The sequence below is a fragment of the Serratia nematodiphila DZ0503SBS1 genome, assembly GCF_000738675.1.
Classification (GTDB): domain Bacteria; phylum Pseudomonadota; class Gammaproteobacteria; order Enterobacterales; family Enterobacteriaceae; genus Serratia; species Serratia nematodiphila.
In genome coordinates, this window is sequence record NZ_JPUX01000001.1 from 190,730 (window position 1) to 210,002 (window position 19,273).

General features: G+C 59.5%; 20 protein-coding genes. 10 read left to right on the forward strand and 10 right to left on the reverse strand.

Going from position 1 to position 19,273, the window contains the following annotated elements; translation table 11 throughout:
• Positions 1-57: 57 nt before the first annotated feature.
• Genes yidC through rpmH form a run of 4 tightly spaced genes read right to left on the reverse strand, consistent with a single transcriptional unit; the run spans position 58 to position 2,436 of the window.
• Positions 58-1,695 (reverse strand): membrane protein insertase YidC, encoded by a 1,638-nt coding sequence (gene yidC / locus JL05_RS00860; RefSeq protein ID WP_004933876.1) that lies wholly within the window; start codon positions 1,693-1,695, stop codon positions 58-60.
• A 2-nt stretch (positions 1,696-1,697) separates the two neighbouring features.
• Positions 1,698-1,955: a membrane protein insertion efficiency factor YidD gene (yidD, locus tag JL05_RS24555; protein WP_004933881.1), complete on the reverse strand. Its 258-nt coding sequence runs from the start codon at positions 1,953-1,955 to the stop codon at positions 1,698-1,700.
• Positions 1,919-2,278: a ribonuclease P protein component gene (gene rnpA, locus JL05_RS00865; protein ID WP_004933883.1), complete on the reverse strand. Its 360-nt coding sequence runs from the start codon at positions 2,276-2,278 to the stop codon at positions 1,919-1,921. The genes yidD and rnpA overlap by 37 nt, the downstream gene beginning before the upstream one ends.
• Positions 2,279-2,295: 17 nt before the next feature.
• On the reverse strand, positions 2,296-2,436 hold the full coding sequence (gene rpmH, locus JL05_RS24560; protein ID WP_000831330.1) for a 50S ribosomal protein L34: 141 nt from the start codon (positions 2,434-2,436) through the stop codon (positions 2,296-2,298).
• A gap of 681 nt (positions 2,437-3,117) precedes the next feature.
• On the opposite strand from rpmH, the gene dnaA reads away from it, so the two are divergent.
• The 5 genes from dnaA to yidA all read left to right on the forward strand — a co-directional run bounded on the left by dnaA (position 3,118) and on the right by yidA (position 10,121).
• Entirely contained in the window at positions 3,118-4,512 is a 1,395-nt protein-coding gene (gene dnaA, locus JL05_RS00870; protein WP_004933889.1) for a chromosomal replication initiator protein DnaA, read from the forward strand.
• Between the two features lie 4 nt (positions 4,513-4,516).
• Complete coding sequence (gene dnaN, locus JL05_RS00875; RefSeq protein WP_004933892.1) at positions 4,517-5,617, forward strand: DNA polymerase III subunit beta; 1,101 nt, start codon at positions 4,517-4,519, stop codon at positions 5,615-5,617.
• Between the two features lie 45 nt (positions 5,618-5,662).
• Positions 5,663-6,748, forward strand: a complete 1,086-nt coding sequence (recF, locus tag JL05_RS00880) for a DNA replication/repair protein RecF (protein WP_004933895.1) — start codon at positions 5,663-5,665, stop codon at positions 6,746-6,748.
• 18 nt (positions 6,749-6,766) lie between these two features.
• On the forward strand, positions 6,767-9,181 hold the full coding sequence (gene gyrB, locus JL05_RS00885; RefSeq protein ID WP_004933898.1) for a DNA topoisomerase (ATP-hydrolyzing) subunit B: 2,415 nt from the start codon (positions 6,767-6,769) through the stop codon (positions 9,179-9,181).
• Between the two features lie 124 nt (positions 9,182-9,305).
• Positions 9,306-10,121 carry a sugar-phosphatase gene (yidA, locus tag JL05_RS00890; protein WP_021504165.1) on the forward strand — a complete coding sequence of 272 codons (816 nt, stop codon included), beginning with the start codon at positions 9,306-9,308 and terminating at the stop codon, positions 10,119-10,121.
• Between the two features lie 25 nt (positions 10,122-10,146).
• On the opposite strand, the gene JL05_RS00895 is transcribed toward yidA, so the two are convergent.
• Both JL05_RS00895 and JL05_RS00900 read right to left on the reverse strand, forming a co-directional pair.
• Positions 10,147-11,088, reverse strand: coding sequence for an ornithine cyclodeaminase family protein (locus tag JL05_RS00895; RefSeq protein ID WP_033631393.1), 942 nt, complete (start codon positions 11,086-11,088; stop codon positions 10,147-10,149).
• Positions 11,075-12,043 carry a threonine/serine dehydratase gene (locus JL05_RS00900; RefSeq protein ID WP_033631394.1) on the reverse strand — a complete coding sequence of 323 codons (969 nt, stop codon included), beginning with the start codon at positions 12,041-12,043 and terminating at the stop codon, positions 11,075-11,077. The genes JL05_RS00895 and JL05_RS00900 overlap by 14 nt, the downstream gene beginning before the upstream one ends.
• 40 nt (positions 12,044-12,083) lie before the next feature.
• Here JL05_RS00900 and JL05_RS25250 point away from each other — a divergent pair, with 40 nt between their 5' ends.
• Positions 12,084-12,497, forward strand: a complete 414-nt coding sequence (locus JL05_RS25250) for a hypothetical protein (RefSeq protein ID WP_139182608.1) — start codon at positions 12,084-12,086, stop codon at positions 12,495-12,497.
• A gap of 38 nt (positions 12,498-12,535) precedes the next feature.
• Positions 12,536-13,816: a YidR family protein gene (locus JL05_RS00905; RefSeq protein ID WP_033631395.1), complete on the forward strand. Its 1,281-nt coding sequence runs from the start codon at positions 12,536-12,538 to the stop codon at positions 13,814-13,816.
• Positions 13,817-13,846: 30 nt separating this feature from the next.
• On the opposite strand, the gene JL05_RS00910 is transcribed toward JL05_RS00905, so the two are convergent.
• On the reverse strand, positions 13,847-14,194 hold the full coding sequence (locus JL05_RS00910) for a YceK/YidQ family lipoprotein (protein ID WP_033631396.1): 348 nt from the start codon (positions 14,192-14,194) through the stop codon (positions 13,847-13,849).
• 309 nt (positions 14,195-14,503) lie between these two features.
• Between JL05_RS00910 and ibpA the strand changes: the two genes are divergently transcribed.
• The 3 genes from ibpA (at position 14,504) to JL05_RS00925 (ending at position 17,279) form a co-directional block, all read left to right on the forward strand.
• On the forward strand, positions 14,504-14,917 hold the full coding sequence (gene ibpA / locus JL05_RS00915; RefSeq protein ID WP_004933919.1) for a small heat shock chaperone IbpA: 414 nt from the start codon (positions 14,504-14,506) through the stop codon (positions 14,915-14,917).
• A 107-nt stretch (positions 14,918-15,024) separates the two neighbouring features.
• Positions 15,025-15,453, forward strand: coding sequence for a small heat shock chaperone IbpB (ibpB, locus tag JL05_RS00920; protein WP_004933922.1), 429 nt, complete (start codon positions 15,025-15,027; stop codon positions 15,451-15,453).
• Positions 15,454-15,620: 167 nt separating this feature from the next.
• Positions 15,621-17,279, forward strand: a complete 1,659-nt coding sequence (locus JL05_RS00925; RefSeq protein ID WP_033631397.1) for a putative transporter — start codon at positions 15,621-15,623, stop codon at positions 17,277-17,279.
• A 10-nt stretch (positions 17,280-17,289) separates the two neighbouring features.
• Here JL05_RS00925 and JL05_RS00930 read toward each other — a convergent pair whose 3' ends face one another.
• From JL05_RS00930 to JL05_RS00940, 3 genes are all read right to left on the reverse strand, one after another.
• Positions 17,290-17,670, reverse strand: coding sequence for a type II toxin-antitoxin system VapC family toxin (locus JL05_RS00930; protein ID WP_004933929.1), 381 nt, complete (start codon positions 17,668-17,670; stop codon positions 17,290-17,292).
• Entirely contained in the window at positions 17,670-17,891 is a 222-nt protein-coding gene (locus JL05_RS00935; RefSeq protein WP_004933932.1) for a ribbon-helix-helix domain-containing protein, read from the reverse strand. The genes JL05_RS00930 and JL05_RS00935 overlap by 1 nt, the downstream gene beginning before the upstream one ends.
• Before the next feature lie 74 nt (positions 17,892-17,965).
• Positions 17,966-19,216 carry a valine--pyruvate transaminase gene (locus tag JL05_RS00940; RefSeq protein WP_004933935.1) on the reverse strand — a complete coding sequence of 417 codons (1,251 nt, stop codon included), beginning with the start codon at positions 19,214-19,216 and terminating at the stop codon, positions 17,966-17,968.
• Between the last annotated feature and the right edge of the window lie 57 nt (positions 19,217-19,273).

Consider the following 19,273-nt stretch of genomic DNA (forward strand, 5'->3'; position numbering starts at 1 on the left):
TAATGACCGCCTTTGGTGTGACTGCAAGGGTCGGCGCGCCGAACCCCTACACTACGCTTAGCTTTTTTTCTTGTCGCGGCTGTGCAGACCGCGTTTTTCCAGACCACGGTAAATCAGCTGCTGCTGCAGGATGGTCACCAGGTTGCTGACGATGTAGTACAGCACCAGACCGGACGGGAACCACAGGAAGAACACTGTGAAGATCACCGGCATGAAGGTCATGATTTTCTGCTGCATCGGGTCAGTCACGGTGGTCGGCGACATCTTCTGAATGAAGAACATCGTCACGCCCATCAGGATTGGCAGGATGTAGTACGGGTCCTGCGCCGACAGGTCATGGATCCACAGGGCGAACGGCGCGTGGCGCAGCTCGACCGAACCCATCAGCATGTAGTACAGCGCCAGGAAGATCGGCATCTGAATGATCAGCGGCAGACAGCCGCCGAGCGGGTTCACTTTCTCCGCCTTGTACAGCGCCATCATCTCTTGGCTCATGCGCTGTTTGTCATCGCCGATGCGCTCGCGCATCGCCTGCAGCTTCGGCTGCAGCATGCGCATTTTCGCCATCGAGGTGTACTGCGCCTTGGTCAGCGGGTACATGATGCCGCGCACGATGAAGGTGATGATGATGATGGAGAAGCCCCAGTTGCCGATAAAGCCGTGGATGAACTTCAGCAGTTTGAACAGCGGCTGGGAGATGAACCACAGCCAACCGTAATCCACGGTCAGATCCAGGTGTGGCGCCAGCTGGGCCATCTGGTCCTGCAGCTCCGGGCCGACCCACAGGGTGGCGTTCAGCTGTTGCTGAGCGCCCGGCTGCACCACGACCGGCGTAGATTTGAAGCCGATGGTGGACAGGTTGTCACCCGGTTTGGCGGTGTAGAAGGTGTTGTCACCCTTGGTCGCCGGCACCCACGCGGTGGCGAAGTACTGTTGCAGCATCGCAACCCAACCGTCTTTGGTGGTGACGCTCAGGTTTTCGTCTTTGTCGAACGCGTATTTCTGGTACTTGTCCTCGCTGGACGAGTACGCCGCGCCGCGGAAGGTATGCAGCGCGAAGTTGCTGCTGCCGGTGTCACGGTGCTTAGGCAATTCGGTGGTCTGCTTCAGCTGGCCAAACAGGGTCAGCTCCAGCGGCGTCGCGCCTTTGTTGTCGATGCTGTAATCCACGCCGACCGCATAGTGGTTGCGTTTGAGCACGAAGGTCTTGGTGTAGATCGCGCCGTCTTTACCGGTGTAGGTCAACGGGATGCGCAGCTCGTCCTGGCCTTCCGGCAGGGTGTAGCTGTCTTGCGCCGCTTGGTACAGCGGGCGTTCGCCGTTGGCCGGGTTGTCCGGGCCGTTTTTACCGGTCAGGCCGCTTTGCGCCTGATAGACGAACGACGGGGTGGTTTCCAGCAGTTGGAACGGAGTCGATGAACCCAGAGTATCCGGGTAGGCCAACAGTTTAGCCTGCTCGATATCGCCACCACGGGTGTTGATGGTCAGTGACAGCACGTCGGTGTTCACGGTAATCAGCTTACCCTGACCACTGGCTGGCACGGCCTGGCTGGCGGCATCACCGGCTACTGCGTTCGAAGTCTGTTGCGTGGTCTGTGCGGCCGGCTGCGGAGCGTTGTCCGTTTGCCATGCCTGCCAGATCATGAAAGACACGAACAGCAGAGCGATGAGAAGAAGATTGCGTTGCGAATCCATCGTTAGTGTTCTCTGTTATCGTCGGTTTTTGGCGGCACCGGATCATCGCCACCTGGGTTCAAAGGGTGGCATTTTAATACGCGTTTCAATGCTAACCAACTGCCTTTTATCATGCCAAACCTGCTTAATGCCTCAATTGCGTAATGAGAGCATGTCGGCTGGAAGCGACAACGAGGCCCTAGCAGCGGGCTGATGACGAGCTGATAGGCCCGCACCAGCCCGATCAGGATGCGGGAGCCTGGCGACAGTGGCGACGCCATAATTTATCCAAAGCTTCCGTCAGCGCGCGGTTATCCAAATCCGCTATCCCCTTTTTGGCCACCACGACAAAATCCATCGCCGGTAATTCGTGCTGGCGCAGGCGGAAGCTTTCGCGGGTTAGGCGTTTGATCCGATTACGCTCGTGCGCGCGTTTGACGTGTTTTTTGGCGACGGTAAGACCGATGCGGGGATGCCCCAGCTGGTTCAGGCGGCCGAGGATGGTGATTTGCGGCGTGCCAGCCCGTTGTGGCTGCTGGAAGACGAAAGTGAAATGAGTGGGAGTTAACAAACGTAACTCCCTGGGAAAAGCGAGCTTAACCACTCAGCGGGTTAGCTTTATTACTTAGAAACAGTCAGACGAGCACGGCCTTTCGCACGACGGCGGGCCAGAACTTGACGACCATTTTTGGTGGCCATACGAGCACGGAAACCGTGGCTACGGTTGCGCTTCAATACGGACGGTTGGAAAGTGCGTTTCATAGCGATTTCTACCTAAACTTAAAATAATTACTGATCAGTAAACGCGTTTGGCTACTCGGCGTGAAGATGACCGACGCCTCAATCGCAATACATAAAGAAGCGGGATTGTAATAATTGTACAGTCCTGAGTCAATTCGCATCGCGCCAGCCTACCTGGTTGTCTGCCAATACGGAACAAAATCCGCTCTTGGCCCGTGGTCACCGCAGAATCCTGTCTGGCTAATGACGCACCATAAGGAACCAGGTATCACACGTAGGGCGAAGATTATACGGACTCGGGGTGAAATCGCAAGGATCCCCGTGAGATCCTTTGCGCGCGATCGCAGGATCCGGCGTGGATAACAGGGTATAACCGGTTGACAATGTAAAAAACGCGGCGCAGCGGCCGGGATCTGCGCGGTCATTCGGCGCTGGCGGTGAAAAGATCGCCGCCGGCCGCGGCCTGTGGATAAAATGGATCTAATCTGTGAGGAAGGGGAGGATCTCTTGCGCGGATTGCGCTATGATCCGTCATTCCGATCGCGATCCCTCATGCCGGGATCGTGAGGGACACAAACCGTGAAAGGCGGTTCGCATCCCCCACAGGCAAACAGCCGATGCCGGGTATGTGTCAAAAATCATGAGTTATAAAAAAGTTGTCCGTTTCTTTTCTTTATTGATCTTGTTCGAGTGGAGTCCGCCGTGTCACTTTCGCTTTGGCAGCAGTGTCTTGCCCGATTGCAGGATGAGTTACCTGCCACAGAATTTAGTATGTGGATTCGCCCATTGCAGGCGGAACTGAGTGACAACACCCTGGCGCTGTACGCGCCTAACCGTTTTGTGCTGGATTGGGTTCGCGATAAGTACTTAAACAACATCAATGGTCTGCTGAATGATTTCTGCGGCACGGATGCGCCTTTGCTGCGTTTTGAAGTCGGCAGCAAGCCGATCACGCAGGTGATCAGCCAGACCGTGACCGCCAGCGTCAGCAGCGCCCCTGCGGCTCCGGCGGCGCGCACGGCCGCGCCTTCGCGCCCGAGCTGGGACAACGCGGCGGCGCAGCCCGAGCTCTCTTACCGCTCCAACGTCAACCCTAAACACACCTTTGACAACTTCGTCGAGGGTAAGTCCAACCAGCTGGCGCGCGCGGCGGCTCGCCAGGTGGCGGACAATCCGGGCGGCGCCTACAACCCTTTGTTCCTGTATGGCGGCACCGGCCTGGGTAAAACTCACCTGCTGCATGCGGTCGGTAACGGCATCATGGCGCGCAAGGCCAACGCCAAAGTGGTCTACATGCACTCGGAACGCTTTGTGCAGGACATGGTCAAAGCGTTGCAGAACAATGCCATCGAAGAGTTTAAGCGCTACTACCGTTCGGTCGACGCGTTGCTGATCGATGACATCCAATTCTTTGCCAACAAGGAGCGTTCGCAGGAAGAGTTCTTCCATACCTTTAACGCCCTGTTGGAAGGCAATCAGCAGATCATCCTGACTTCGGATCGCTACCCTAAAGAGATCAACGGGGTGGAAGATCGTCTGAAGTCCCGCTTCGGCTGGGGGCTGACGGTGGCGATCGAGCCGCCGGAGCTGGAAACCCGCGTGGCGATCCTGATGAAAAAGGCCGACGAAAACGACATTCGCCTGCCGGGCGAAGTGGCGTTCTTCATCGCCAAGCGCCTGCGTTCCAACGTGCGTGAGCTCGAAGGGGCGCTGAACCGCGTGATCGCCAACGCCAACTTTACTGGCCGGGCCATCACCATCGATTTCGTGCGCGAAGCGCTGCGCGATCTGCTGGCGCTGCAGGAAAAGCTGGTCACCATCGACAATATCCAAAAGACGGTGGCGGAGTATTACAAGATTAAAGTCGCGGATTTGCTGTCCAAGCGGCGTTCGCGATCCGTTGCCCGCCCGCGCCAGATGGCGATGGCGCTGGCGAAGGAGCTCACCAACCACAGCCTGCCGGAAATCGGCGATGCGTTTGGTGGCCGCGACCATACCACGGTGTTGCACGCCTGCCGGAAGATCGAGCAGCTGCGTGAGGAAAGTCACGACATCAAAGAAGATTTCTCCAATTTAATCAGAACATTATCTTCATAGCGCTATGAAATTTATCGTTGAACGTGAGCATCTGCTAAAACCGCTGCAACAGGTGAGCAGCCCGCTGGGCGGCCGCCCGACCTTGCCGATCCTGGGCAACCTGCTGCTGCAGGTGACGGAAGGCTCCCTGCTGCTGACCGGCACCGATCTGGAGATGGAGATGGTGGCGCGCGTCGCCCTGTCTCAGCCGCACGAGCCGGGCGCGACGACTGTGCCCGCGCGCAAATTCTTTGATATCTGCCGTGGCCTGCCGGAAGGGGCGGAGATTGCCGTCACGCTGGAGAGCGAGCGCATGCTGGTGCGGTCCGGCCGCAGCCGCTTCTCGCTGTCCACGCTGCCCGCGGCGGACTTCCCGAACCTGGACGACTGGCAGAGCGAGGTGGAGTTCACCTTGCCGCAGGCGACGCTGAAGCGCCTGATCGAAGCCACCCAGTTCTCGATGGCCCACCAGGACGTGCGTTACTACCTGAACGGCATGTTGTTTGAAACCGAAGGCGAAGAGCTGCGCACCGTCGCGACCGACGGCCACCGCCTGGCGGTGTGCTCGATGCCGATCGGCCAGCAGCTGCCGTCGCATTCGGTGATCGTGCCGCGTAAAGGGGTGATGGAACTGGTGCGTCTGCTGGATGGCGGCGATTCGCTGCTGCAACTGCAGATCGGCAGCAACAACATCCGCGCCCACGTTGGCGACTTCATCTTCACGTCCAAGCTGGTTGACGGCCGTTTCCCGGACTATCGCCGCGTCTTGCCGAAGAATCCGGACAAAACGCTGGAAGCCGGCTGCGATCTGCTCAAGCAGGCGTTTGCCCGCGCGGCCATTCTCTCGAACGAGAAATTCCGCGGCGTGCGGCTGTACGTCAGCCAGAACCAGCTGAAGATCACCGCCAACAACCCGGAGCAGGAAGAGGCGGAAGAGATCCTCGACGTCAGCTACGACGGCGCGGAGATGGAGATCGGTTTCAACGTCAGCTACGTGCTGGACGTGTTGAACGCGCTCAAGTGTGAAGACGTGCGCCTGCTGTTGACCGACTCGGTCTCCAGCGTGCAGATCGAAGACGGCGCCAGCCAGGCGGCGGCCTACGTTGTCATGCCAATGCGGTTGTAGTCTCGTTACCTTGAATTACAGCACCGTCATCGGTAAAGAGATTGCATGGCTCTGACGCGTTTATTGATTAAAGACTTCCGCAATATCGAGGCGGCGGATTTGGCGCTGGCGCCGGGATTCAACTTCCTGGTCGGCGCCAACGGCAGCGGCAAGACCAGCGTGCTGGAGGCGGTGTATACGCTCGGCCATGGCCGCGCCTTTCGCAGCCTGCAGGCCGGTCGGGTCATTCGCCACGACCAACCGGAGTTCGTGCTGCACGGCCGCATCGAAGGCGCGGAGCGCGAGCTGTCGGTAGGATTGAGCAAGAGCCGTCAGGGTGACAGCAAAGTACGCATCGATGGCAGCGACGGCCACAAGGTGGCCGAGCTGGCGCAGCTGCTGCCCATGCAGCTGATCACCCCCGAAGGTTTTACCCTGCTGAACGGCGGGCCGAAATTCCGGCGCGCTTTCCTGGACTGGGGCTGTTTTCATAACGAACCCGGTTTTTTCACCGCCTGGAGCAACCTGAAACGGTTACTGAAGCAGCGCAATGCCGCGCTGCGCCAGGTGAGTCGCTATGCGCAGATCCGCGCCTGGGATCAGGAACTGATCCCGCTCGCGGAGCGCATCAGCGAATGGCGGGCGGAATACAGCGACGCGATCGCCGCGGATATCACCGCGACCTGCGCGCAGTTTCTGCCTGAATTTGCCCTGAGCTTCTCCTTCCAACGCGGCTGGGACAAAGAGAGCGACTACGGCGAGCTGCTGGAGCGCCAGTTTGAGCGCGACAGGGCGTTGACCTATACCGCGGTGGGGCCGCATAAAGCGGACTTTCGCATTCGTGCCGACGGCACGCCGGTAGAGGATTTGTTATCGCGCGGTCAGCTTAAGCTGCTGATGTGCGCGTTGCGCTTGGCGCAGGGTGAGTTTCTCACCCGGCAGAGCGGGCGGCGTTGCCTGTATCTGATTGATGATTTTGCCTCCGAGCTGGACACCGGCCGTCGCCGGTTGCTGGCCGATCGCCTGAAAGCCACCCAGGCCCAGGTTTTTGTCAGCGCGGTCAGCGCTGAGCAAGTGACCGACATGGCCGGTGAAAAGGGCAAGATGTTCCGCGTGGAACAGGGTAAAATAGAGGTTCAACCACAGGACTAAAATGAGCGAGAAACGTTGATGTCGAATTCTTATGACTCCTCAAGTATCAAGGTATTAAAAGGGCTGGATGCGGTGCGCAAGCGCCCGGGCATGTATATCGGCGATACCGATGACGGCACCGGTCTGCACCACATGGTATTCGAGGTTGTGGACAACGCTATCGACGAAGCGCTCGCGGGCCACTGTAGTGACATTCAGGTCACCATCCATGCCGACAACTCGGTATCGGTACAGGATGACGGCCGCGGCATTCCGACCGGCATTCACCCTGAAGAAGGGGTTTCAGCCGCAGAGGTCATCATGACCGTGCTGCACGCCGGCGGTAAATTCGACGACAACTCCTATAAAGTTTCCGGCGGCCTGCACGGCGTGGGCGTCTCGGTGGTTAACGCCCTGTCGGAGAAACTGGAGTTGGTGATCCGCCGCGAAGGCAAAGTGCACGAACAGACTTACAGCCACGGCGAGCCGCAGGCGCCGCTGAACGTGGTGGGCGAAACCGAGCAGACCGGCACCATGGTGCGTTTCTGGCCGAGCCACCAGACCTTCACCAACGTGACCGAATTCGAGTACGACATTCTGGCCAAGCGTCTGCGCGAGCTGTCCTTCCTCAACTCCGGCGTGTCTATTCGCCTGAAGGACAAGCGCACCGACCGTGAAGACCACTTCCATTACGAAGGTGGCATCAAGGCGTTTGTCGAGTACCTGAACAAGAACAAAACCCCGATCCACCCGAACGTGTTCTACTTCTCCACCGTGAAAGACGACATCGGCGTAGAAGTGGCGCTGCAGTGGAACGACGGTTTCCAGGAAAACATCTACTGCTTCACCAACAACATTCCGCAGCGCGACGGCGGCACGCACCTGGTCGGTTTCCGTACCGCGATGACCCGTACGCTGAACAGCTACATGGAGAAGGAAGGCTACAGCAAGAAGGCCAAGGTCAGCGCCACCGGCGATGATGCGCGTGAAGGCCTGATCGCCGTGGTGTCGGTGAAGGTGCCGGATCCGAAGTTCTCCTCTCAGACCAAGGACAAGCTGGTCTCTTCCGAGGTGAAAACCGCGGTTGAAACGCTGATGAACGAGAAGCTGGTGGATTACCTGATGGAGAACCCGGGCGACGCGAAAATCGTGGTCGGCAAAATCATCGACGCGGCGCGCGCGCGCGAAGCGGCGCGTAAAGCGCGTGAGATGACCCGCCGCAAAGGCGCGCTGGATCTGGCCGGCCTGCCGGGCAAGCTGGCGGACTGCCAGGAACGCGATCCGGCGCTGTCCGAACTGTACCTGGTGGAAGGGGACTCCGCGGGCGGCTCTGCCAAGCAGGGGCGCAACCGCAAGAATCAGGCTATCTTGCCGCTGAAGGGGAAAATCCTCAACGTCGAGAAAGCGCGTTTCGACAAAATGCTCTCTTCGCAGGAAGTGGCGACGCTGATCACCGCGCTGGGTTGCGGCATCGGCCGCGACGAGTACAGCCCGGACAAGCTGCGTTATCACAGCATCATCATCATGACCGATGCCGACGTCGACGGTTCGCACATCCGTACGCTGCTGTTGACCTTCTTCTACCGCCAGATGCCGGAAATCATCGAGCGTGGCCACGTGTTCATCGCACAGCCGCCGCTGTACAAGGTGAAGAAAGGCAAGCAGGAGCAGTACATCAAAGATGACGAGGCGATGGATCAGTACCAGATCGCCATCGCGATGGACGGCGCTACGCTGCACACCAACGCCAGCGCACCGGCGCTCGGCGGCGAGCAGTTGGAAAAACTGGTGGCCGAGCACTACGGCGTGCAGAAGCTGATTGGCCGCATGGAGCGCCGCTACCCGCGCGCGCTGCTGAACAGCCTGATCTACCAGCCGACGCTGAACGAAGGCGATCTCAGCGATGAAGCCAAGGTGAAGACCTGGATCGCGTCGCTGGTGCAGGCGCTGAACGACAAAGAGCAGCACGGCAGCAGCTATGATTTCGTGATCTTCGAGAACCGTGAGCGCCAGATGTTTGAGCCGGCGTTGCGCATCCGCACCCACGGCGTGGATACCGACTACAAGCTGGACTTCGACTTCATCCACGGCGGTGAATACCGCAAGATCTGCCAGCTGGGCGAGCAGCTGCGCGGGCTGATCGAAGAGGGCGCGTTCATCGAGCGCGGCGAACGCCGTCAGCCGGTAGACAGCTTCGAACAGGCGCTGGAGTGGCTGGTGAAAGAGTCGCGCCGCGGCCTGTCGGTGCAGCGTTATAAAGGTCTGGGCGAGATGAACCCGGAGCAGCTGTGGGAAACCACCATGGATCCGGAAAGCCGCCGCATGCTGCGCGTGACCGTCAAGGACGCCATCGCTGCCGATCAGCTGTTCACCACGCTGATGGGCGATGCGGTTGAGCCGCGCCGCGCCTTTATCGAAGAAAACGCCCTGAAAGCGGCGAACATCGATATCTGATGCGTTAATGGCTGTGAAAATCCGCGCCGGGCGACCCGCGCGGATTTTTTTTGGCCTTTTTTGGCGCTGACAGCCGAGGCTGAAACGCGTTAGCATGAATAAAAACCACTGGGAGAAGCGTTGAATGGCTATTGAACTGATTGCGATCGACATGGACGGCACGTTGCTGGATCCGCAGCATCAAATCACGCCGGCGGTAAAGCAGGCTATCGCGGCGGCGCGGCGCAAAGGGGTGCACGTGGTGCTGGCCACCGGGCGGCCTTATGTCGGCGTGCAGGACTATCTGCGCCAGTTGGACATTCAGGGCCCCGGCGATTTCTGTATCACCTATAACGGCGCGCTGGTGTTGCGCGCGGTCGACGGCGCCTGCATCCTGCAGGAAACCCTGGGCTTCGAGGATTATCTGCACTTCGAGCAGATGGCGCGCGAGTTAGGCGTTCACTTCCAGGCGTTTGATTTCGATACCTTGTATACCCCGAACAAGGACATCGGCAAGTACACCATACACGAGGCGGAAATGACCGGCATTCCGCTGAAATACCGCAGCGTGGAAGAGATGGATCGCCAGATGCGTTTTCCAAAAGTGATGATGATCGACGAACCGGCGCTGCTGGACAGCGCCATCGCGCGCATCCCGGAGGAAACGCGCGCGCGTTACACTATCTTGAAAAGTGCGCCTTACTACCTCGAGATCTTACATAAAAACGTCGATAAGGGCGCCGGGGTGAAAATGCTGGCCGAGCACCTCGGCGTGGCGCGGGAAAACATCATGACGCTGGGGGATCAGGCTAACGATACGGCGATGATCGAATATGCCGGCGTCGGCGTGGCGATGGGCAACGCCATTCCCGAGCTGAAAGCGGTGGCGCAGTTTGTCACCAGCGCCAATACCGAAGACGGCGTGGCGCGCGCTATCGAGAAGTTCGTGCTCAACGCCTGAGAAAACGGGGCGCTGCGGCGCCTCTTTATACTTTCGCCAACACCCCTTTGGCGATCTGCAGATCCTGAATCGCCAAGCCGGTGAGATCGGCGATGGTGATGTGCTGCGGCTCGCGTCGTACCCGCCCGCCCTGCGCCAATGCGGCGCCCATTTCGACGATCGGCGTTGAAGTCAGCTTGTTCTGCCGATAAGCCGTTGCGATCTCGCCATAGTCTGTGCACTGAGCCAGCGCATCGACCAACAGCGCGTCCGCGCGGGCCACCAGCTCGGTCGCCAGCTCCTGCTTACCGGGCGCGTCGGCGCCCACCGCGGTAATGTGCGTGCCGGGCCGAATATCCGCCGCCTGCAAAATCGGTTCGCGGCTGGGCGTGGTGGTGACGATCAGCTGACAGTGCGCCGCCAGCTCCGCCGCCTCCTGCGTGACCCGCACCCGAAAACCCTCGGCCTCGGCATCGCGCCGATACGCCGCCAGCGCCTGTTCGTTGCGGCCCCATACCCATACCTCGCGGCAATCGGTCACCGGTTTCAGACATTGCAGCTGCAGCCGCGCCTGCAGGCCGGTGCCAACCATGCCGATCGCCTGAATATGCGGCGGCGCGCACAGCTCGGCGACGATGCGGCCGGCCAGGGCGGTGCGCAGCGCGGTCAGCCAACCTTCATCTTGCAGCAGCGCCTGCGGCTCGCCGGTGTGGGCGGAGAACGCCATCATCAGCCCCTGATTGCTCGGCAGGCCGTGTTCGGCATTGCGATAGAAACCGGTAGAGATCTTGACCACGAACAGTTCGTCGCCTTCCAACCAGGCGGATTTGATGCAGCAGTCGCCGGCGGCCTGCTCGAACAGGAAATGCTGCGCCGGCGGCTGTTGTACCCGCTGTTGCGAGTAGGCGATAAAACCCTGCTTCAGCAGCGGCGTAATGGCCTCGGCGTCGAACGCGGCGAGAATTTGCTGCCGATTAAGGATGAGCATCGGCGATGGCCTTGAGGTATTTCTCCAGCACGATGTTTTTACCGCACAGCACCACCGCCACCTTTTTACCTCGGTATTCCGGCGCCAGTTTGATCGCCGCCGCCAGCGCTACGCCTGCTGCGCCTTCGATAATCCAGCGATCGCTGGCGGCGATCCGGCGCATCGCGCGTTTGATCTCCGCCTCGCTGACCAGCACTTTACGGTCAATCAGCTGCTGGCACAGCGGGAAGGTCACGGCGCCCGGCTCGACGCCGCCGGCGGTGCCGTCGGACAGGGTTTCTTGTTCTTCCACCGGGAAGATATGGCCGGCTTCCAACGCGCTGTACAGGCTGGTGGCGTTTTCCGGCCAGCAGGCGATAAGCTGCGTGTTTGGCGACAGTTGCCGCAGAACGGTGCCGATGCCGGCGATATAGCCACCGCCGCCGACCGCCACGAACACCGCGTCCAGATCGGCGAGTTGTTCAACCAGCTCCATGCCGCAGGTGCCCTGGCCGGCGATCACCTGTTCGTCATTATACGGCGAGATATAGGTTTTCCCCTGTTCGCGTGCGGCTTGTTCCCCCGCCAGTTCGGCGTTCAGCGCGTCGCCCGGCACCAATTCCACGGTGCCGCCCAGCGCCCGGATGGTGTCGAGCTTGATGCTCGCCGCCGTCTCCGGCGCATAAACCGTGACGCCAACGCCCATCCGTTGCCCCGCCAGGGCGACAGCCTGGCCGTGGTTGCCGGTTGAGGCGGCGATCACGCCGCGCCGGCGTTGCTCGTTATCCAACAGCCGCAGCTTGTTGCTGGCGCCGCGAAATTTAAAGGAACCGGTGTGCTGCAGGTGGTCGCATTTCAAATACAGCTCGCAACCCAATTGCTGAGAAAGCAGCACGCTGCGCTCCAGCGGCGTGACCCGCACTTGAGGGCGCAGTTGCTGATGAGCGGAAACAATGGCATCGAAGAGGGTGTTCATACCGGCTCCAGAAGATTTATTTTGGACTTAAAAATCCAGTTTGTACTTTTTTGTATTGATTGTAAACCCCGCGGCCCGACCTTCGGGCACACCGATCAGAAAACGGCAATGGTCGGCGGGAGCATTGCCGTTTTCGGTGAAAATAATCATAAACCTGTCGTTTAGCGGCCCGATTTTTTATTTATTTGCGTTAAGTAAGGCGCTGCCGCTGCCTTATTCTTATAAGGGAAGTGAGAATGAAAAAATAGCGTTTGCATCACCCACCTCTATTACATTGGCGCCGTTGAGTCTCGCCGGCAGGAATTCGATCGCCTGGTCGGCCGCTTATTTCCTGCCGACGCCGTCGATCGGCTTAAATGATAAGACGCTGGAAAATAATTGCGTGATTTCGAATCGAAAAATCCTCCCGCCTCACCCTCACAGGCCATATGAAACGCTGCGGGCGATCCGGTAAGATGACGGCTCAGTGCCAGCATGTGCAGGAGAGCCGCCATGAGCCATCGGGAAAAACAACTGACTTTCGACCCTCGTGGGCATCAGTTAACCAATATCAACGTCTGGACGCCGGACAGTCAATGGCTGGCTTATGACGTGCGCCCGCACGGCGCCTTTTTCACCGGCCTCAGCATCGAGCGTGTCAACGTCGCCAGCGGCGCGGTGGAGGTGATTTATCGCGCCCAGCACGGCGCCCACGTCGGCGTGGTCACGGTCAGCCCCGATGCGCCGGCGCGCTATGCCTTTATTCACGGACCTGAGCACCCGGACAGCGCCTGGCAGTATGATTTTCACCACCGCCGCGGGGTGATCGTCAGCGAACCGGATCGCGAGTTGGCCATCACCCTCGACGCGCTGGATATCACCGCGCCCTATACCCCCGGCGCGCTGCGCGGCGGCAGCCACGTGCACGTTTTCAGTCCGGACGGCAGCCGCCTTAGCTTTACCTATAACGATCACGTGATGCATGAACGCGATCCGGCGCGCGATCTGCGCAACGTCGGCGTGGCCGTGCCGCTGCATGGGGTTAACCCGCCAAAACAGCACCCGCGCGAGTACGACGGCAGCCACTATTGCGTGTTGGTCAGCGAGACGGTGCCGCAGCCGCGGCCGGGCAGCGATCAGATCAATCGCGCTTACGAAGAAGGCTGGATCGGTCGCGAAGGCTACCGTAAGGCCGACGGCAGCCGGCAGCGCTGGGCGCTGGCATTTATCGGCGATACGTTGTCTGCCGCCGGAGAGAAGCTGCCTGAGGTGTTTATCGTCGATCTGCCGGAGAACGACGTCGACTACGCCCGGGCGGGCGCTCTGCCGCTGCAGGGGACGGAAAGTGAGCTGCCGGCGCCGCCGCTTGGCGTCAGGCAGCGGCGGGTAACCTTTACCGGGGATCGCCGTTTTCCTGGCGTGGCTGGTGCGCCGCGCCACTGGTTGCGCAGTTCGCCGGACGGCAGCCAGATAGCTTTTCTGATGAAGGACGACGGCGGCGTGGTGCAGCTGTGGACGGTGTCGCCTAACGGTGGCGAGCCGCGCCAGGTGAGCCGCAGCGAGCATGACATCCAGTCGGCGTTCAGCTGGCACCCGCAGGGCGGGACGATAGCCCTGGTGTGCGACAACAGCGTGATGCTGTGCGAGGTGGCCAGCGGTCGCCTGCAGCGTTTGACGCCGCGCAGCGTGCAGCCGCCGTCGGGGGATGCCGTGGTGTTCTCGCCGGATGGCAAGAAAGTGGCGTTTATGCGCGAGATAGCGGGGTTCAACCAGATCTTCGTGGTTGAGGCGTAAGACGAGCCTGATGACCCGCTGCGTGCGCGATTAGTGCGTGGCGGTGCTGTCGTCGCCCTGGCCGGGATTGCCGGTCGCCGCCAAATTCTGCTGCTCGCTGCGCAGGATACGCGCTTTTGGCGAGTCTGCGGTGGCGTCGTTGCCGGAGCGCAGATAGTCGTAAGGCAGCAGCACGGTATCCATCACCGCGGAGAACGGCAGATCCAGCGCCACCAGCGGCATCATCGCCCAGCTGGTGTTGTCGTCCTTCAGCATGTCCACGCTGGCGCGGGTGCCGGGATAGTAACCCTGATTCGGGCCGGTATGGCTCATTACGCTGGAGCAACCGCTGGTCGCCAACAACATGCAGCCCGTCGCTATCGCTTTCATCGTCGTCATTAATCCATCCTGCAGGGTTGCTGTTCCCCTAAATTAAGCTGATTTATAACATCCTGTTGTTGCTTTAAAAGAAGCAAAATCCCGCTCTGTGGCGGCTCTCTCACTTTAGTGTAAGTGGTAAAAAAACTTTTACCTTATTGGTGCAAGTTTTTTTTGATCCTCGCCTGTTGAATTGATGAAAGCAACCCCCATTTTATCATTAGAGCCGAATTGAGAATTCGCCGTAAGGGAATTCTGGCTTAATTAGCCTGTCCAGAGTGGAAGGCGTATTTATTTCAACCTCGCTGAAGTGCCTTAGGAGGCTGTTTTATGCGTAATTTTGATCTTTCCCCGCTATACCGTTCCGCCATCGGTTTCGATCGCCTGTTCAACGCGCTGGAGGCTGGCCAGAGTCAGGGCAACGGCGGTTATCCCCCTTATAATGTCGAGCTGGTGGATGAAAATCATTATCGGATCGCCATCGCGGTAGCCGGGTTTGCCGAGCAGGAGCTGGAGATCACCACACAGGACAATCTGCTGATCGTGCGCGGGGCGCACAACAATGAACCGGCAGAAAAAACCTATTTATACCAGGGCATCGCCGAGCGTAATTTCGAGCGTAAATTCCAGCTGGCCGAACATATTCAAATTAAAGGCGCCAAACTGGAGAATGGCCTGTTGTATATCGACATGCAACGCATCGTGCCGGAAACATTAAAACCGCGCCGCATCGAAATTAAATAAATTTCCGTTTCGCCGGCAGGTACGCTGCCGGTAAATATGAAGTCATGATTAGCCTGCCGTCAGGGGGCTGAGTAAACACATCTCGCTTAATGAAAGGAGTTGTTCCTATGCGTAATTACGATTTATCCCCGCTTCTGCGTCAGTGGATTGGTTTTGATAAATTGGCCAGTTCAATGGGCGGCCAGGAACCCCAGGGGTTCCCGCCGTATAACATCGAGAAAAGTGACGACAATCACTACCGCATTTCTCTGGCGCTGGCCGGTTTCCGGCAGAGCGAACTGAATATCGAAGTGGAAGGGCCGCGGCTGACCGTCAGCGGTAAACCCACGCCGCCGGAAAAACAGGTTGAATACCTGCATCAGGGCTTGGTGTGCAAAGAGTTCCAGCTGACTTTCACCCTGGCGGAGCATCTGCAGGTGTCCGAAGCCAAATTTGAAAACGGTCTGCTGCACATCGATCTGGTGCGTCAGGTGCCGGAAGCCTTGCAGCCTCAGCGCATCGCTATCGGCGCGACGCCGGAGCTGGAAGCGAAATAACCGGCTGAAAAACGGTCATCATCATGCGGGGGAGATCCAAACGGATCTCCCCCGTTGCGTTATGTGGCGCACGCCACAGTCCCCCCGTCTGCCCGATGCCATAATCCTTGTTAATTGTGTGTCTTTGGCCGCAAATCCCATATTCAACTTTGGCAAGGATGTGACCTATGAGCGATATCGCCCTGACCGTCAGCATGTTGGCGTTGGCGGCCGTCATTGGGCTGTGGATGGGGAACTGGAAGCTGTATGGCGTTGGGTTGGGCATTGGCGGCGTGCTGTTCGGCGGTATCCTGGTCGGCCACTTTGCCCAGAGCGGGCAAATCAGCCTGAATGGGGACATGCTGCACTTTATCCAGGAGTTTGGCCTGATCCTGTTCGTCTACACCATCGGCATCCAGGTCGGCCCCGGTTTCTTCTCTTCGCTGCGCGTCTCCGGTCTGCGGCTCAACGCCTTCGCGGTGCTGCTGGTGCTGACCGGCGGCATCGTGGCGGCGGCGGTACACAAGCTGTTCGACGTGCCGCTGCCGATCATCCTCGGCGTGTTCTCCGGCGCGGTCACCAACACCCCGGCGCTGGGCGCCGGTCAACAAATCCTGACCGATCTCGGTTCCGATCCGGCGCTGGTGGACGGCATGGGGATGGGTTACGCCATGGCCTATCCGTTCGGCATATGCGGCATCCTGCTGGTAATGTGGCTGATCCGGCTGTTTTTCCGCATCAACATCGAGCGTGAGGCTCAGGCGTTTGAAAGCAGCCTGGGCAATCAGCGCGAGTTGCTGCACGCCATCAACGTGGCGGTGCGCAACCCCAATCTGCAGGGCATGGCGATCAAAAGCGTGCCGCTGCTCAACGGTGAAGCGATCGTCTGTTCGCGCCTCAAGCGCGGGGAGCTGTTGATGGTGCCGGCGCCGCACGAGCGGCTGGAGCTTGGCGACTACCTGCACCTGGTGGGCAAACGCGAAGATCTGGAGAACGCCCGGTTGGTGATCGGTGAAGAGGTGGATGCCTCGCTGTCGACGCGCGGCACTGCGCTGCAGGTGGTGAGGGCGGTGGTGACCAACGAGCAGGTGCTGGGCAAGAAAATCCGCGATCTGAACCTGAAGCGAAAGTATGACGTGGTGATTTCACGCCTCAACCGCGCCGGCGTGGAGCTGGTGGCCGGCAGCAACGTGACGCTGCAGTTTGGCGACATTCTCAACCTGGTCGGCCGGCCGGAGGCCATCGATGCGGTGACGGCGATTGTCGGCAACGCCCAACAAAAACTGCAGCAGGTGCAGATGCTGCCGGTCTTTATCGGTATCGGCCTCGGGGTGTTGCTCGGTTCCATTCCGCTGTTCGTGCCCGGCTTCCCGGCGGCATTGCGGCTGGGGCTGGCCGGCGGGCCGCTGGTGGCGGCGCTGATCCTGGGGCGCATCGGCAGCATCGGCAAGCTGTACTGGTTTATGCCGCCGAGCGCCAACCTGGCGCTGCGCGAACTGGGCATCGTGCTGTTTCTGGCGGTGGTTGGTTTGAAATCGGGCGGTAACTTCATCGATACGTTGCTGCACGGCGAGGGGCTGACGTGGGTCGGGTACGGCGCCTTGATCACCGCGATTCCGTTGCTGAGCGTCGGTATTCTGGCGCGCACGGTGGGCAAGATGAACTACCTGACGCTGTCCGGCATGCTGGCGGGATCGATGACCGATCCGCCGGCGCTGGCGTTCGCCAACGGTCTGCATCCCACCAGCGGCGCCGCGGCGCTGTCTTACGCCACCGTTTATCCGCTGGCGATGTTCCTGCGCATCATGTCGCCGCAGCTGCTGGCGGTGCTGTTCTGGACGCTATAGCGCTGCCCGACTACAGCCGGTAAGGCATTAACACGCCGTTGTCAGTGCCAAAATCTTTGGGGTTGCGGGAGATGAGCGTCCGGAACCCCACCTGCGCGGTGGCCCAGATAATGGCGTCCGGCAGCTTCACATGCTGTGAGTGGCGCAGTTCTACGGCGCGTTCGGCAACTTCATCGGTAATAGGCAGCAGCAGGAATTGCCCTAAAAACTGGCGCGTTTTCAGCTCCAGCGCCGGCCCCTGCTTTTTGGCACCCACCATCACTTCCATCCAGGTGATGGCGCTAATAGCCGGATTGGTGTGGTATTCGGTCAAAACGTCTTTGGCTTGAGGAATGCCGTTGAGATAATCGATCAGAATATTGGTGTCGAATAACGCCCGTTGAGCCACCATTATTCCCACTCCTCGCGCTGACGATTTTCGTAGTCCACGCCATCTCCCATCGCCCCGGACCAGAGCCCGAAAGCATTGCTGGGATCTTCAACGTGGTTCTCCGTCAGATAGCGGGAGACGGCCTGACGGATGATTTCGGCCCGGGGAACGTGGCGGATATTTTTCAGATTGTCGAGCTGCCGCAGGTCTTCTTCAGGTAAATCGATCACGATGCGAGTCATCGCTAGCCCTCCAAAAAAAGATATACGATATATGCATCGTATATCTTTATAGGTCGATTTTCAATCAGCTGGCATTAGCCTTCCTGATGCGCGCGTTCGATCTCTTCTGCCAGGATCGCCACGCCGCGCTCGATTTTCTCCGGGTCGGGCACGTAGTTCATGCGCATGCACTGGTGGGTGTGCGGCCAGTCGTGCTCCAGCCCCGGGAAGAAGTAGTGGCCCGGCACCATCAGCACGCCGCGCTTTTTCAGGCGCTGATACAGCACCTCGGTAGTGATCGGCAGATCCTTGAACCACAGCCAGAGGAAGATGGCCCCTTCCGGTTTGTGGATCAGGCAGCGCTCCGGCGACAGGTAGCGGCGGATAATCTCGATGGTGTGTTCGACGCGCTGTTTGTAAAACGGGCGAATCACCTCGTTCGACAGGCGCAGCAGATCGCCGCGCGCGATCATTTCCGTCGCCATCGCCGGCCCCATGCTGCCCGGCGACAGGCTGATGATGCCGTTCATGTTGGTCAGCGCGGTGATCACCTTCTCGTCGGCGATCACGATGCCGCAGCGCGAGCCCGGCAGGCCGAGTTTGGACAGGCTCATGCACAGGATGGTGTTCGGGTTCCACAGCGGCGTGGCGTCGCTGAAGATAATGCCGGGGAAAGGCACGCCGTAGGCGTTGTCGATCACCAGCGGAATATCGCGCTGCTGCGCCAGCAGGTCGAGCTTCATCAGCTCTTCGTCGGTGATCACGTTGCCGGTCGGGTTGGTCGGCCGTGAAACGCAGATCATGCCGATGTCGTCGCCAATGGTGAGGTGTTCGAAATCAACGTGATATTTGAACTGGCCGTCCGGCAGCAGCTCGATGTTCGGTTTGGCGGAGACGAACAGCCCTTCGTCCAGCCCGGCATCGGCATAGCCGATATATTCTGGCGCCAATGGGAACAGCACGCGGCGGCGCGAACCGTCGGCGTAGCGGCCGGCGAACAGGTTGAACAAGTAGAAAAACGCGCTTTGGCTGCCGTTCGTCAGTGCAATATTCTGTGGCGAAATCTCCCAGCCGAGCTCGTCGCGCAGCAGATTGGCCAGCGCTTTCAGCAGCGCATCCTTGCCTTGCGGGCCGTCGTAGTTGCACAGCGCCTCGGTCAGTTTGCCCTGGTCGAGCATCTCCTGGCACAGCTGTTTGAAGTAGGCTTCCATCTCTGGGATCTGCGCCGGGTTGCCGCCGCCGAGCATGATGGCACCGGGGGTGCGCAGGCCTTCGTTCAGGTCGTCCATCAAACGGGTAATGCCCGCATAACGGGTAAATTTTTCGCCGAAAAGTGAGAAAGTCATAGGTGTAGCAATACTGTTTTTTAGCAGGTAATCCCCCACCATACCGCCAGACAAATC

Coding starts and splice junctions, on each gene's coding strand:
- yidC (WP_004933876.1), bottom strand. CDS start 1,695: ATGGATTCGCAACGCAATCTTCTTCTCATCGCTCTGCTGTTCGTGTCT.
- ibpB (WP_004933922.1), top strand. CDS start 15,025: ATGCGTAATTACGATTTATCCCCGCTTCTGCGTCAGTGGATTGGTTTT.
- JL05_RS00895 (WP_033631393.1), bottom strand. CDS start 11,088: ATGCTCATCCTTAATCGGCAGCAAATTCTCGCCGCGTTCGACGCCGAG.
- yidA (WP_021504165.1), top strand. CDS start 9,306: ATGGCTATTGAACTGATTGCGATCGACATGGACGGCACGTTGCTGGAT.
- rpmH (WP_000831330.1), bottom strand. CDS start 2,436: ATGAAACGCACTTTCCAACCGTCCGTATTGAAGCGCAACCGTAGCCAC.
- JL05_RS00925 (WP_033631397.1), top strand. CDS start 15,621: ATGAGCGATATCGCCCTGACCGTCAGCATGTTGGCGTTGGCGGCCGTC.
- JL05_RS00940 (WP_004933935.1), bottom strand. CDS start 19,216: ATGACTTTCTCACTTTTCGGCGAAAAATTTACCCGTTATGCGGGCATT.
- gyrB (WP_004933898.1), top strand. CDS start 6,767: ATGTCGAATTCTTATGACTCCTCAAGTATCAAGGTATTAAAAGGGCTG.
- ibpA (WP_004933919.1), top strand. CDS start 14,504: ATGCGTAATTTTGATCTTTCCCCGCTATACCGTTCCGCCATCGGTTTC.
- JL05_RS00910 (WP_033631396.1), bottom strand. CDS start 14,194: ATGACGACGATGAAAGCGATAGCGACGGGCTGCATGTTGTTGGCGACC.
- JL05_RS00905 (WP_033631395.1), top strand. CDS start 12,536: ATGAGCCATCGGGAAAAACAACTGACTTTCGACCCTCGTGGGCATCAG.
- yidD (WP_004933881.1), bottom strand. CDS start 1,955: ATGGCGTCGCCACTGTCGCCAGGCTCCCGCATCCTGATCGGGCTGGTG.
- JL05_RS00930 (WP_004933929.1), bottom strand. CDS start 17,670: ATGGTGGCTCAACGGGCGTTATTCGACACCAATATTCTGATCGATTAT.
- recF (WP_004933895.1), top strand. CDS start 5,663: ATGGCTCTGACGCGTTTATTGATTAAAGACTTCCGCAATATCGAGGCG.
- dnaN (WP_004933892.1), top strand. CDS start 4,517: ATGAAATTTATCGTTGAACGTGAGCATCTGCTAAAACCGCTGCAACAG.
- JL05_RS00935 (WP_004933932.1), bottom strand. CDS start 17,891: ATGACTCGCATCGTGATCGATTTACCTGAAGAAGACCTGCGGCAGCTC.
- JL05_RS00900 (WP_033631394.1), bottom strand. CDS start 12,043: ATGAACACCCTCTTCGATGCCATTGTTTCCGCTCATCAGCAACTGCGC.